Below are 13,718 nucleotides of genomic sequence, written 5' to 3' on the forward strand. Positions count from 1 at the left end.
ACTCCAAAACTAAAGTTGGTATATACCATTTGGAGCGTGTGTTATGTCAACTAACCAACATTACCTAAATATCGAAAATGTAGTGAAGCAATTCGGACAGTTCACTGCATTAAAGAAGATCTCGCTAGCGATTGAAAAGGGCGAGTTTGTTTGTTTTCTTGGTCCTTCTGGCTGCGGTAAAACCACTCTGCTACGTGCCATTGCAGGTTTAGACTTGCCAACGTCTGGTGCGATTTTTCAAAACGGTCAAGAGACCACATTCCTACCACCAGAGAAGCGCGATTTCGGCATCGTATTCCAATCTTACGCGCTGTTTCCGAACCTAACTGTGCAAGAGAACATTGCAGTGGGTTTGAAGAACCAAGGCATGTCGACCAAAGAAGCGTTAGAGAAGGTGGATTATTGGTTAGAAACCATTGGTCTTCCAACCTCCGGCGAGAAATTTCCTAACCAACTTTCTGGTGGTCAACAGCAGCGTGTGGCACTCGCTCGCGCATTAGCGTTGTCTCCGGGTCTACTGTTACTTGATGAGCCGCTGTCAGCGCTGGATGCAAAAGTGCGTGTTCACTTACGTGACGAGATTTGTAAGCTGCAACGTAAGCTGGGCATCACCACCATCATGGTTACGCACGATCAGGACGAAGCATTGTCGATGGCGGATCGGATCGTGGTGATGAACCATGGCGTGATTGAGCAAGTCGGTACACCTCAAGAGATCTACCAACAACCAGCAACGCGCTTTGTCGCTGAGTTTGTCGGCAGCATGAACTTTATTGAAACCTCAGTCGCAACGGACTCCCAAGTACGCATTGCCGAAACCTTGATGCCAGCGCCAAGCTTGACCAATCGTAAGATCCAACGTGGTGACCGCTTTGACCTTGCGGTGCGTCCTGAAAGCATCAAGTTCGTTGAAAACTACAATAACTCTTTACCTGTGCGAGTTACGGCAACCGAGTTTCTGGGGGCGTTTTTCCGCATTGATTGCGTATTGCAAAACGACAGCTCAACGAAAACCATCGTCGTGGATGTGCCTGTGGAAACGGTTCAAAAACTCAATATCAAGGCGGGCGATGTACGTTACATCCAGTTTGCTGAAGAAGGGCTGCATGGTTACGCCGTGCCCTCGATTGATAAAGCGCTAGCAGCGTAGGTGTAAACATGGATGCGAAGACAATGACGATGAATAGCCTGACCACACAAGACAAAGCAAAATCCTTACTCGGACGTGTCAGCCGCGACAACCTTGTGTTGTTTGGTTTGCTTGCTGGCTTGTCGACCATGATGGTGCTGTTCATCTTAATGCCGCTTTGGGCAATGTTGACCAAGAGTGTGCAAAATGCCAATGGCGAATTTGTCGGTCTGGTAAACTTTGCGACGTACTTTTCCTCTTCAAGCTTGTGGGTGTCGGTGGGAAACACCTTCACTTTGGGCGTGATTGTGACCTCTATAGTGGGTGTGCTTGCGTTTGGTTATGCCTACGCGCTGACTCGTTCCTGTATGCCGTTTAAAGGTCTGTTTCAAATCCTAGGTACTGCGCCGATTCTCGCGCCTTCGTTGTTACCAGCGATCAGTTTGATTTTCCTTTTCGGTAATCAAGGCATTGCCAAAGAGATGCTGTTAGGAAACTCGATTTATGGCGTGATTGGTATCTCGATGGGTTTGATCTTCTGGACCTTTCCTCATGCATTGATGATCTTAACCACTTCGCTGCGCACTTCTGATGCTCGCTTGTATGAAGCAGCCCGCGCACTGAAAACTTCACCCATCAAAACCTTCTTTATGGTGACGTTACCTGCGGCGAAATACGGTTTGATCAGTACGCTTATCGTGGTCTTTACGCTGGTTATCACGGACTTTGGTGTGCCGAAAGTGATTGGTGGAAGCTACAACGTCCTGGCGACTGACATCTTCAAGCAAGTTGTGGGACAGCAAAACTTTGCCATGGGTGCGGTGACCAGCATTATGTTGCTATTTCCTGCGGTAATGGCGTTCGGCGCAGACCGCTGGGTACAGAAAAAGCAAAAGAGCTTATTCGACACACGTTCAGTGCCTTATCAGCCTGAACCCAACAAAGCGCGCGACAGCATTTGCTTGGTTTACTGCAGCATCATTTCTATTGCAGTGTTGGCTGTGCTTGGCATGGCGGTGTATGGCTCGTTAGTTACGTTCTGGCCTTGGAACAAAGCGCTGACGCTAAACAACTACAACTTTGCCGAAATGAGCACTTACGGTTGGAGCCCATTCTTCAACTCACTAACACTGGCAGGTTGGACGGCAGTGATCGGTACAGCCATTATCTTTGTCGGTGCTTACTGCATTGAGAAAGGGCGTGCGTTTGGTCCAATTCGTCAGGTGATGCAAATGCTCAGCGTGGTGCCAATGGCGGTTCCTGGTATGGTGCTTGGCTTGGGTTACATCTTTTACTTCAACGATGCGAACAATCCTCTGAACGTGCTTTATGGCACCATGGCATTCTTGGTAATTAACACGGTAGTGCATTACTACACAGTGGGTCACATGACCGCCCTGACAGCGCTAAAGCAGTTGCCATCGGAGATTGAAGCCACAGCAGCATCGGTGAAGCTTCCTCAATACAAGTTGTTCTTTAAAGTGACATTACCTGTGTGTTTACCTGCGATTTTGGACATTGCGACTTACTTGTTTGTTAATGCATTGACCACCACTTCTGCGGTAGTATTCCTTTACTCAACTGATACGATTCCGGCTTCGGTCTCAATTCTGAATATGGACGATGCAGGTCAAACTGGCGCTGCAGCAGCGATGGCTGTGATGATCATGATTGCTGCCGCAATTGCGAAGATTGTTCAGATGACTTTGGGTAAATTGTTAGAGAATCGCACACAAGCTTGGCGCAAAAGATAAGGACACTTCGTGCAATACGTAAAAATTAAAGATTCGATTGTTGAACAGATTGAAGCGGGCATGCTTTCGCCGCGTCAAAAACTGCCAGCAGAGCGTAAGTTGGCGGAGTCGTTCGATACTACACGCGTCACTCTGCGTGAAGCTCTATCATTGCTAGAAGCGGAAGGTCGAATCTATCGCGAAGATCGCCGAGGTTGGTTTATCTCACCTGAGCCATTGCGTTACGACCCTACTCAAACGCTAAACTTCCCGAACATGGCGAAAGCGCAAAATCGCGTGCCAAAAACGGAGTTGGTCGCAGCAAAAGGGACGTTGGCAAACAAACAAGCGGCGCGCTTGCTGGACTTGCAGCCTTTCTCGGATGTGTATCGAGTCGACCGTGTTCGATATCTTGAAGACAGACCAGTAGTATTCGTAACAAACTACATTCGCCCAGAGCTGTTTCCGAACCTGTTGGACTACGATTTATCAAATTCACTGACGGACATTTATCGCGATCATTATGGCGTGACGTATCAAAAGATTCGCTACCGCATTTCAACCAGCACTTTGTTGGGTGAAATGGCTCAGGCACTGCGCGCGACAGCTGGTACGCCTGCGATGGTAGTGGAGCGCATCAACTACAATCAGCACGGTGAATTGATTGATTGCGATATCGAGTATTGGCGACACGATGCCATCAGCATTGAATCTCTGGCGGAACTCAATCGTTAAGTGGATTTTCTCATCATCTAAGGCTCCATCTCGGGGCCTTTATTTTATTCAGACAGGAACATTGAAATGGATTTGTTGGCGATTGGTATCGTCGTTTTTTCTGCTGTTCTCCATGCGGGTTGGAATATCCTTGGTAAAAGCAACTCAGGCTCTGGACTCGCGTTTACTATGGCGGCCAGCTTTTCTGCATGTTTCATTCTTACCCCTTATTTGATTTGGTATTTGGCAACCATTGGCTGGACATCATTACCGAGTGAGTTTTGGGGATTGCTGTTCATTAGCGGCATTTCACAAATGGTTTATCTGGTTGGTTTGATTGTCGCTTATAAGCACGCTGATGTGGGTGTGGTTTATCCGATTGCTCGGGCGCTGCCAGTGATGATGGTCGGCGCAATCAGTGTTGCATTGGGACATGAATTATTTAGTCAGCAGTGGCTTGGATTCTTACTAATTACTCTTGGTTGTATGCTGGTACCACTGACGAACTTTCGTCAGATGACATTGGGTTCTTATTTGAATGTTGGTGTGTTCTGGGCATTGATTGCCGCAATAGGCACAACGGGTTACTCGGTAGTCGATAAAGAAGCGCTGAGTTTACTCACAGGACAAGCATCAGAGATCTTGAATGATCAGTACAGTGCAATCTTCTACTTGGGCGTGCAGTTTTGGGCGATTGGTATTCCAGCCCTTGTATGGTGCTTAGTTATGGGCAAGCCAGATGAGATTAAGACAGCGTGGCAGATCCGCAAAACAGCCAGCATGGCAGGGGTAATGATGGCATCCACCTACGGCTTGGTGTTGTTTGCGATGACCATGACAGACAACGTGAGTTTGGTGGTGGCACTAAGGCAAATCAGCATCGTGTTTGGTTTGTTTATGGGGATTTGGTTTCTGTCTGAGAAATGGTATCTCACGCGAGGGCTTGGCGTTACTTCGATCGTGGCGGGGATCATTCTTGCGTTGACGAACTGACACATATTGATGAAAGAAAAAGGCAGCGACTCAGGCCATCGCTGCCTTTTTCTTTTTTAGTTTTTGGGGGAAGAGTATTAGGGACGTCAGAAACGCAATTGAGCGCCGAACATCACGCCACCAGAATCAAAATCACTGTTCTTTGAGTACACATACTCTGCGTTTAAACCAAAGTGCTTGTAGCTCCATCCTAATCCTGCCGCCGCTTCACCGCCAACGCTAGTGTGTTCAATGTTTCGGCTCTGTCCATTCACCTTGTAAGTGTACTCAAGGGTGTAGAGCGTCATACCTGCTTTACCGTAAAGTTCGAAACCAGCACCAAGAGGGTAGCTAGCATAGCCGCTTAATCGTGGGCCAGAAAAGCTCGTGTCGGTAACCTCTGAAATTGGGCTTAACAGCGTTGAGCCAATACCATCAAACGCCCCTTTAAAGCCCGCTTCAATCCCGAAGTTTTGGGTCGGCATGTATCGGTAATAAATTTCACCAAGAAACATATCACCGGATTCTTTACTTGCGGGGGCGTCATAGCTTACACCGCCATAACCTAGGTTCGTGCCTATGATGTGCTTGCTTGTACTTGCGTTCGCCGATAGGGAAAGAGTCGACAACACCAGAGCAGCAACGAATAAATAACGCATGAACGTTTCTCCTCAGCTTTTTAGCTTTTAGCTTTTTTAGTTTCTTAGTACTTGTTCGAATGTTGCTTTGGTGTTGTCTAGCCATTCATAACGACGACGGTACATCGAACGTTTAGATCGCGACATCCCGTCGAGATCACGGCGCGGAGCATTCACTGGGAGTGAGTAGAAGTTGCGATCGTACTCAGTACCGCCAAGTTCCTTCCACAATGCATCGTAATCCGTTTTGATTCGCCCTTTGCTATAACGTTTAGCGGCATAAGTGTGTGACTGGGTTTTCACTGCAAGAATGGTTTCAACGCCCCAAATCTGAGCAAGAAGATCTAGCAGACTGACCATCAAACTTTTTGGACGCTGACCGTACAATTTACGAGTCAGCTTTTTGATTTTTTCATTGCTAGTTTCGTTGCTGCGTGGGCCTTGTAAGCCACCAATCATGATGCTGCGAGCGCCGTTCTCGTGTCCCAATGTGAACGACAGAGTATAGAAGTTGCCGTCTTCTTGGCTGTGTAATACCAAGCTCATGTCGCCTTCTTTTTGGTACCGAGCTTCATAAACCAATCTGACCGTGTAGAGAATATCCTCGATCTCAAAGGTCATCAGAGTGAGCCCCTTGGCATCGGTATAGATCTGTTTCATTAGATCAGGCGAGACGAGTTCCGACACTGTGTTGTAGTGATCAACCACAAGCGCTGAACGATCAATCGCAGGGCTATTTTTTACGATATACGGACGAAATGGCTTTTCTAAGAAACGGTGAGTACGCGTACACAGCATCTCCAGCAGTGAAGCCTCAATGTTGTCTGCCAGATACTTAAATGACTTTCGATAGAACAACGCACGAGCAATGAACTTGATGCGGTATGTCCAGATTGGATGATAAATCTCAGCATACTCATCCGAGTAAATGGTTTTGCTGTGGTGAAGGATGGATTTATTCATGGTTATTTCACTCCAAACTCATTTCCAGTGGTGTCGGTTCTGTCATGTGGCTGTGAGCGTTAGGTATCGAACGCAAAAAGGGAGAAAGCAAAGTGAACCGTTCTTCACTCCAGCTAGACAGGGACTAGTTTTGAACAGTGTTCTTTTGCTGAGGATTCTAAGAGAAAATTGACCTTAGGTATTGTATGGTTTGGTAAGGAAGTGTCAGGTTGAAACCCATTGTTCTAAATGAAGAAAATGCGAATGTAGGCTGAATATGACGTTGAGTTGCTAAGTTAATGTGAAATAAGTTGAACGAAAATTGAACATTATTTGAAATTGTTTTGACGTGTTTTAGGTCTTTATACGTACCTTATAAGTATCGAGCCAATTTTGGCCCGATGTAAAGGTAAGTAAGGAGAGGTTTATGAAACGCTTAACAACTTTAGCAAGTACGATTGCTCTGATTGCTGCACCTTCTATGGCTCTTGCTGGTGGTTATCAGTGGACAAACGATACTGAAACTATCCATGGCGACGTAATGGATAGCAAACAAGCGGCTTATGAAATGGGCCGAGACATGATCCAAAGCTACCAAAATAAATCATCTGGACAACTCCGTGATGAGTTTACGAGCCTTACAACGTATGTTGATCGCCAATCGTTTTCTATCACTGACTCAAAAGTCATGGTAAATGAGTTCTTGCAAAGTGACGGGCAAGTTGTTTACCAGCCTATTCTCAATGTTCAATACGAGTACCGCATGCGTGATACCGGTAAATACTAACCAGTAAGACGGACTTGAATTGTTTACCACTAATATTTTTTGCTGTTTGTTTTGGGGAGCCACGAGCTCCCCATTTTGTTTTTGTCGAAAGCGAAAATTTCACACTCTCAGTGCAACATTTTCTATCGCTCAGCGTTAGATTTTCTTGCTCGTTGATTGTCATCATCGTTTGTAAAGTGTTTGCGGAAATGGATGTAACGCACTAACGAGGATACCCGATGACACATCATTCATATTGGTTCAAGCAGGCAATTGAAGCTGAGCAACCAGAAACGCCACAACCGTTACAGCAGAACATTAATACTGACGTTGCGATTGTTGGTGGCGGATACACCGGACTTTGGACCGCGATTATGATTAAGCAGCAATCTCCGGAAAAAAAGGTAGTCGTGATTGAAAAAGGCCTTTGTGGCAGTGGTGCATCGGGCGCAAACGGCGGTTGTATGCTGACTTGGTCTACCAAGTTTCCGACATTGAAACGGTTATTCGGTGAAGAACATGCTGCTTGGTTAGTAAAAGAGTCGGAACAAGCAGTGCTAGAGATTGACGACTTTTGTCAGCAGCACAACATTGATGCGCACTTATCGTTGAAAGGGGTTTATTACACTGCAACCAATCAGGCTCAAACTGGGGGAATGCAGCCAGTTGTGGACGAGTTAAAGCGATTAGAAGTGAACAGTTGGCGTCGTTGCTCGGTGGAGGAACTGCGTGCCAATGCGGGTTCACCTCGACATATAGAAGGCTTTCACTCTCCAGTTGCAGCCAGCGTTCAACCTGCATTATTAGTGAGGGGGTTACGCCGTGTTGCTATTGATCTGGGTGTAGAAGTTTATGAGAACACGCCGATGACGCGTCTAGATTATGGAAAACCTGCCACTGTCTGTACACCTAAAGGAAATGTTCAAGCGCAGCAGGTGGTATTGGCATTAAATGCATGGATGGTGGAGCAGTTTAAACAGTTCAAAAACAGTATCGTGGTGGTCTCTTCCGACATGGTGATCACCAAGCCCCTTGGTGACGCACTACCTCTATCTGGTTGGCAGGCAGGTTCTAGCGTGTTGGATTCACGTATCTTCGTCCACTATTACCGAGATACGCCAGATGGCCGTTTGATGTTGGGGAAAGGCGGCAATCAGTTTTCTTTCAATAACCAAGTCGACGCAATGTTTAACAAGCCAACACGCTACCAAGGTCTACTGCGCAAGTCGTTCGATAAGTTGTTTCCTCATTTGAGAGGAGAGGAGTTTGCTTATTCATGGACGGGGGGCTCTGATCGTTCTGCTACTGGTTTCCCTTTTTTCGGCGAGCTAGATAAACAGAGCAATATCTTTTACGGATTTGGTTATTCAGGCAATGGTGTAGCGCAGACTCGAATGGGCGGAAAGATCTTATCTTCATTGATATTGGGAATCGATAACGAGTGGACGAACAGTGGTTTAGCCAAAGGACCGTTGGGGTATTTCCCACCAGAACCGCTTCGCTGGACCGGGGCTATGATAGTGCGCAACGCGGTACGTCGAAAAGAGGAAGCAGAAGATAACGAGAAAACGCCGTTTATCTGGGATAAGTGGCTAGCAAAACTCGCGGGACCAGCAGGCAAAGCGGATAAGCTTGACTAAACTGAAGACTTTAGCCACAAACGAGACAGTTTGCAGTGAAAGTCATTGGGGCGCGATGAAGCCTTGTGTTAGCCTCTGTCTTTCAAGCTCAGATTTAAAAGGTGAGTCATAAAATGAAAGTATTCAGCAACTTCGATAGCGGCAGCATTCACGTAGTGAAAGCGGACGACAAAAACGACATCCAACTCAAAATTCCTAACGACAATATGTCGGAATTCTACCAGTGGTTCCACTTCCGTCTTGAGACAGAAGCCGAGCAATCACACACCATCAAATTGCTTGATTTGGCTAAATCGGCTTATCCAGAAGGATGGCAAGGTTACGATGTGGTTGCGTCTTACGATCGTGAAGAATGGTTCCGAGTACCGGCAGAGTTCGATGGCGACACGCTGACTTTCACTGTAATCCCTGAGCGCAGCTCAATTTACTTCGCGTACTTTGCGCCATACACGTACGATCGTCATTTAGACTTGTTACACATGGCACAAAGCGCGCACCACTGCCAACTAGAGACGCTTGGTCATACGCTAGATGGCAATGACATGAGCTTGCTTACTTTTGGTGAGCCAGAAGAAGGCAAAAAGAAAATCTGGATGATTGCACGTCAGCACCCAGGTGAGACCATGGCGGAATGGTTCATGGAAGGTATGATCCAACGTCTGTTAGATGAAAACGACACGGTTGCGCGTGCATTGCTTGAAAAAGCGGTGCTTTACGTCGTACCAAACATGAACCCAGACGGTGGTATTCGCGGTCACTTGCGTACCAACGCAGTAGGTGTAAACCTAAATCGTGAATGGCAAACGCCATCAATGGAAAAGAGCCCAGAAGTCTACCTTGTGCGTCAGCGCATGCTGGAAACGGGTGTTGACATGTTTTTAGATATCCATGGCGATGAAGCGATTCCTTATAACTTCGTCGCTGGCTCAGAAGGTATTCCTTCTTACGATGAAAATCTTGCCGCTTTAGAGACATCATTTAAGCAAGCGTTACTGACAATTACGCCAGAGTTCCAAGATGAGATTGGTTACGATAAAGATGAGCCTGGTAAAGCGAATTTGACTGTGGGTTCAAATTGGGTTGCAGAGCAGTTCAAATGCTTGTCTTACACAATCGAAATGCCATTTAAAGATAACAACAATCACCCTGATCCACTTTACGGTTGGTCTCCTGAGCGTAGTGTCTTGTTTGGGCAAGATGTATTAGCTGCAACGTTAACCGTAGCAGATAAAATTTAGCGCGACGAGTTAACGCTTTTTCATTATTTCGAAAACAGCTCATTTTAAATGAGCTGTTTTTTTGTGCTCTCCATATCCACGCTCCCCTGTAAAAATTTGTTGCCATTCACAAGCTTAAATGATGATTCTTAAATTTGAGAAAGTGGCTTTTTATGGTGATTTGCGTCACAGAAAGTTGGCTTCTTTGTGATATTCTCCGCAACGAATTGACTATGGCTAAACCAACGCAACGAACTTTATTTTTCGGTTGGGTATGCGGATGAAGCTCATGAATAGATGGTCTTGAGGTTACCTTTTTCCGTTTTACGTCATTGGCGTTTGAATATCATTTTTGATTCTTTCCTACGCTATTTAGCTATTTCTATTCGAAGAAAAGAGAAAGTTACGGCTTCATATTTTACGGCAGTATGCTGCCGCGGTGTGTTGCTTTGTGTACAAGAAAAAGGAAAAGAATAATGAAAAAAATCGCTATAGCAGTGGCTACTGTACTTGCTGGTGGTGTGATCTCAAACGTTGCACTTGCTGACACTTACATGGGCGGTAAAGTAGGTTACAACTCTCTAAACGATGCGTGTTACCTAAACGAACCTTGTGACGACGACAGTTTTGCAGCATCTATGCATTTAGGCTACAGCTTCAACAAGTACGTTGCAGCAGAGTATGGTGTTGATTACCTTGGTGACTTCACTGCAAACTTCAAAAAGCCTGGCCTAAACACTGTTGATGGTGATCTTTGGGCGTTGACGCTTGCTCCTAAATTTAACCTACCACTAACGGATTCTTGGAATCTATTCGCGAAAGTTGGTGCTGCATACATGATGGCTGGTGACGAGAAAGATTTCGTACCAACTGGCTCTCTGGGTGCTGAATACCAAATCAACTACAACTGGAGCCTACGTGCTGAATACCAACGCTACCAAGATATGTCTGATGATGTAATTGAAGACATGGATTCAGATTTCTTCGGTATTGGTTTCAACTACAAGTTTGGTTCTGAGCCTGTCGTTCAAGAAAAAGCCGTTGAAGAGGTAGTAGAAGCACGTCCTGCAACACGCATTGTAGATCATGTTTACCCTGCTCAAACAACAGCGACAGTACAATTCGACTTAGAAAGTGCAGAAGTGAAAGACGCGTCGAACCTTTCTGGTACCGTTGATTTGATGAATACTTACCCACAAGCTCAAGTTGAGATCACGGGTTACAGCGATACGACAGGTTCTGCTGCTTACAACAAGCAACTCACAGAAAAACGTGCGAAAGCCGTTGCTGACGAGTTCCAAGCAAAAGGTATTGCGGCTGAGCGTATGACAGTGAAAGGCATGGGTGAAGCTAACCCAGTGGCAAGCAACGAGACACGTCAAGGTCGTCAAATGAACCGTCGTGTTGAAGTGGTTGTTCCTGCGTTTGAATACCAAACAACTGAAAAAGCAGAATAATTCCTGCTTAAGATAAAGTTCCAAAAGCCAGCGTGTATCACGCTGGCTTTTTTGATCCCGCTTAACTAACTCAGTAGTTGTGTAGAAACATAGTTATATCGGGACGCTTTGACATGTGCTCAACATACGTAAACTCAGCACCTTCATCAATTTGTCATCACCAGTTCATAGCATGACAGCCAAGTGTTTGGGAGAATGATATGCAAAGTTTACCGCCGCTCAATTTGCTCCGAGCTTTTGAAGCCACGGCGCGACTACAGAGTTTTACAAAAGCCGCAGAGGAGCTAAATGTGACTCGTGCGGCCGTAAGCCAACAGGTGAAATCGCTAGAGTCACAGCTCAATGCGACGTTATTCGAGCGCAAGGGCACGCACCTTACGCTGACCTGCTCAGCACAAGAATACTGGCCTGTGGTTAATCATGTGCTTCAAACATTATCGACCACGACGCAGCATTTATTTACTCGTCCCACAAATACGCAAGTTAACTTACATGTCGCTCACAGCTTTTGCTCTCAGTGGTTAATGCCAAGGTTGGCTGATTTTCAGCGACAATTCCCAGACATTTCCTTTAAAATCTCGACCACTGCTAATACGGTTCCAAACGCCAGTGCGATTGCGGATATCGAAATTATTAACGGAGATGGAGATTGGCAAGAGCAAGAAGCCATACGATTAACCCAAGAAAGCTGGATCGTTGTCGCAAGCCCGGGCTTTATGCATTTAAACCCGATAAATGACCTCTTGCAGTTAACTAAAGCGCCTAAAATCTGTACTAGCGGTTATCATGAATCTTGGCAAGAGTGGCTTACGCACCAAGGTTACCAAGGGAAGGTGAGCAAAGTCGTCGCCGAGTTTGAACACTCATTGCTTGCTATTCATGCTGCGATTAATCAACTTGGCGTGTTGTTGGTAAGAGACTTTCTTGTTGAGGATGAGCTGCAACAGGGCGTATTAGTCCAGGCTGGAAATTGGAATATGCCAAGTTCTGGTGCACATTATATGATGGTTCGAGCATCCGAAAAATCACATGTAAACACCTTTGCTCAATGGTTAATACAGAGTCTTTAATGTTCGTTCAGCGAGTGAGTAGAGCGCATGTGTGGTTTGGCTCTTATTAGCAATGGCAAGTCCTCAGTCTAGGACTGAGCGACATGCTTAATGACATCTAATAACCACTGATTTACCGGAGCTTGCTGTTGAGAGCGACGGCAGCTCATCACGTAGCGAACATCAAGCTCTAGCCCAGCAGGAAGCGCGATACTTCGGCAACCCTTAGGAACATGTCCACTCATCGTTATGCCAAAATGATTCGTTTGCAGAAGCACTTTTTGAATCATCGCTGGATGCTCAATTTCCACTTTAGGTGTGGTTCTAAAACCCATATGTTTGAGCCTTTCCAACACAGGGTATCGGTAGTCGTTCCATCCCGGCGTTTTAAAAAGTATAAAAGGGTATTCTTCTAGTTCTTGGGAGTTTTGAGCGGGATGATCTTCTCGAACAAAAAATACCGCTTTGCCTCGCCCTAGTTCGGTCTGAACAATTGACTGTGGCAGATCTTCATCAAAGTAATGAATCGCAGTGGCGTTTTCACCGTCAATTAATCGTTTTTTTGCTTCGCTACCCCAGCGCAAACATGAGAATTTTGCGCTTGGGGCGTGCTTTAGTAACTCCAAGTAAAACTTGTCACCAAAGTACTCCCAAAACAATGTGTTGGCATAAATAGTGATTGAACCGTCAAAATGAGCTGGTGAAAAATGCTGTGGTTTGATGGAATCAATACTGTTGATTATTTGCTCAAAATGCGCAATGTTCGCTTCCACAAAAGCTGTTGGTTCAAAGCCATTTTTGGTCTGAACGAATAGCGGATCATTGAGCTGAGTTTTCATCTTAGTCAGATTTTTGCTGATTGCTCCTGACGTTTTACCGAGTGATTCTGCGACTAACCGGACGTTACGTAGCTCATACATCCGTTTTAATACCAAAATGTTTTGAATATCCAGATTAACGCTCATACATTCTCTCGCTTGGCTTTTGTCGACAAATCATATCGCTGAATTTCTTAAGAAAAGACAACGCTCGGTCAATTTAAGTTGCTGCCTTATCCCTGATTTATTGAAGGTAACGATAAGTTATTCTTGGTTACACCAGTTTATTAGCATGGATTTCCATTTGGTAAATAATGGCTTTCCTCGTATGAGCGCGTTTCTGTTGTTACAGTTTTTCCACCGAAAGAAAGTTAGAACGATAATAGAGGTGATGTATGAAAAAACTAATCGCACTTGTTTTGATGGTTTGCTCAACAAACGTAGCATTTGCTGGCGATGGGTCATACACGGGCACGATTGATATGACGATGGCAACGAAAAATCAGGTTGACGTAGAGCGTGCAGATTCTCAATTGACGCTGAAGGGTCGCAATGAAATGGCCTATGGCGGTGTAACAATCCATTCGGATGCTGCAACTCAAAAAATTGAACTTCGTGGTCGACGTGATTAATCGAATAGTTT

13 protein-coding genes are annotated in these 13,718 nt (G+C 45.6%); 10 read left to right on the forward strand and 3 right to left on the reverse strand.

The genetic code is table 11. From position 1 onward, the window contains the following. Positions 1 to 43 precede the first annotated feature (43 nt). The 4 genes from R7P69_RS04735 to R7P69_RS04750 all read left to right on the forward strand — a co-directional run bounded on the left by R7P69_RS04735 (position 44) and on the right by R7P69_RS04750 (position 4,569). Positions 44 to 1,150 carry a putative 2-aminoethylphosphonate ABC transporter ATP-binding protein gene (locus tag R7P69_RS04735; protein ID WP_238952781.1) on the forward strand — a complete coding sequence of 369 codons (1,107 nt, stop codon included), beginning with the start codon at positions 44 to 46 and terminating at the stop codon, positions 1,148 to 1,150. A gap of 8 nt (positions 1,151 to 1,158) precedes the next feature. Then, positions 1,159 to 2,883 (forward strand): putative 2-aminoethylphosphonate ABC transporter permease subunit, encoded by a 1,725-nt coding sequence (locus R7P69_RS04740; RefSeq protein WP_238952780.1) that lies wholly within the window; start codon positions 1,159 to 1,161, stop codon positions 2,881 to 2,883. Positions 2,884 to 2,892: 9 nt separating this feature from the next. Continuing rightward, positions 2,893 to 3,597, forward strand: coding sequence for a phosphonate utilization transcriptional regulator PhnR (phnR, locus tag R7P69_RS04745; protein ID WP_005442366.1), 705 nt, complete (start codon positions 2,893 to 2,895; stop codon positions 3,595 to 3,597). A gap of 66 nt (positions 3,598 to 3,663) precedes the next feature. Beyond that, positions 3,664 to 4,569, forward strand: a complete 906-nt coding sequence (locus R7P69_RS04750) for an EamA family transporter (protein WP_238952779.1) — start codon at positions 3,664 to 3,666, stop codon at positions 4,567 to 4,569. An 86-nt stretch (positions 4,570 to 4,655) separates the two neighbouring features. Here the strand turns inward: R7P69_RS04750 and R7P69_RS04755 are convergent, their stop codons facing one another. After that, positions 4,656 to 5,207 (reverse strand): outer membrane beta-barrel protein, encoded by a 552-nt coding sequence (locus tag R7P69_RS04755; protein WP_238952778.1) that lies wholly within the window; start codon positions 5,205 to 5,207, stop codon positions 4,656 to 4,658. A 36-nt stretch (positions 5,208 to 5,243) separates the two neighbouring features. Then, positions 5,244 to 6,149, reverse strand: a complete 906-nt coding sequence (locus R7P69_RS04760; protein WP_041054133.1) for a VirK/YbjX family protein — start codon at positions 6,147 to 6,149, stop codon at positions 5,244 to 5,246. Between the two features lie 406 nt (positions 6,150 to 6,555). Here R7P69_RS04760 and R7P69_RS04765 point away from each other — a divergent pair, with 406 nt between their 5' ends. From R7P69_RS04765 to R7P69_RS04785, 5 genes are all read left to right on the forward strand, one after another. Further along, the gene (locus R7P69_RS04765) at positions 6,556 to 6,915 is read left to right on the forward strand and encodes a DUF3316 domain-containing protein (RefSeq protein WP_017819758.1); all 360 of its coding nucleotides are present in this window, start codon (positions 6,556 to 6,558) and stop codon (positions 6,913 to 6,915) included. 218 nt (positions 6,916 to 7,133) lie between these two features. Further along, positions 7,134 to 8,534, forward strand: coding sequence for an FAD-dependent oxidoreductase (locus R7P69_RS04770; RefSeq protein WP_042523350.1), 1,401 nt, complete (start codon positions 7,134 to 7,136; stop codon positions 8,532 to 8,534). A 113-nt stretch (positions 8,535 to 8,647) separates the two neighbouring features. After that, complete coding sequence (locus R7P69_RS04775; RefSeq protein ID WP_017819760.1) at positions 8,648 to 9,772, forward strand: M14-type cytosolic carboxypeptidase; 1,125 nt, start codon at positions 8,648 to 8,650, stop codon at positions 9,770 to 9,772. 455 nt (positions 9,773 to 10,227) lie between these two features. Continuing rightward, positions 10,228 to 11,208, forward strand: coding sequence for an OmpA family protein (locus R7P69_RS04780; RefSeq protein ID WP_005374035.1), 981 nt, complete (start codon positions 10,228 to 10,230; stop codon positions 11,206 to 11,208). Between the two features lie 200 nt (positions 11,209 to 11,408). Continuing rightward, a complete protein-coding gene (locus tag R7P69_RS04785; RefSeq protein WP_033906283.1) occupies positions 11,409 to 12,278 on the forward strand; it encodes a LysR substrate-binding domain-containing protein in 870 nt (289 codons plus the stop codon). Positions 12,279 to 12,346: 68 nt separating this feature from the next. On the opposite strand, the gene R7P69_RS04790 is transcribed toward R7P69_RS04785, so the two are convergent. Beyond that, complete coding sequence (locus tag R7P69_RS04790; protein ID WP_238952777.1) at positions 12,347 to 13,222, reverse strand: LysR family transcriptional regulator; 876 nt, start codon at positions 13,220 to 13,222, stop codon at positions 12,347 to 12,349. 248 nt (positions 13,223 to 13,470) lie between these two features. Here R7P69_RS04790 and R7P69_RS04795 point away from each other — a divergent pair, with 248 nt between their 5' ends. Then, the gene (locus R7P69_RS04795) at positions 13,471 to 13,707 is read left to right on the forward strand and encodes a hypothetical protein (RefSeq protein WP_005374030.1); all 237 of its coding nucleotides are present in this window, start codon (positions 13,471 to 13,473) and stop codon (positions 13,705 to 13,707) included. Positions 13,708 to 13,718 lie beyond the last annotated feature (11 nt).

It is taken from the genome of Vibrio sp. 661 (assembly GCF_033339315.1).
GTDB lineage: Bacteria > Pseudomonadota > Gammaproteobacteria > Enterobacterales > Vibrionaceae > Vibrio > Vibrio alginolyticus.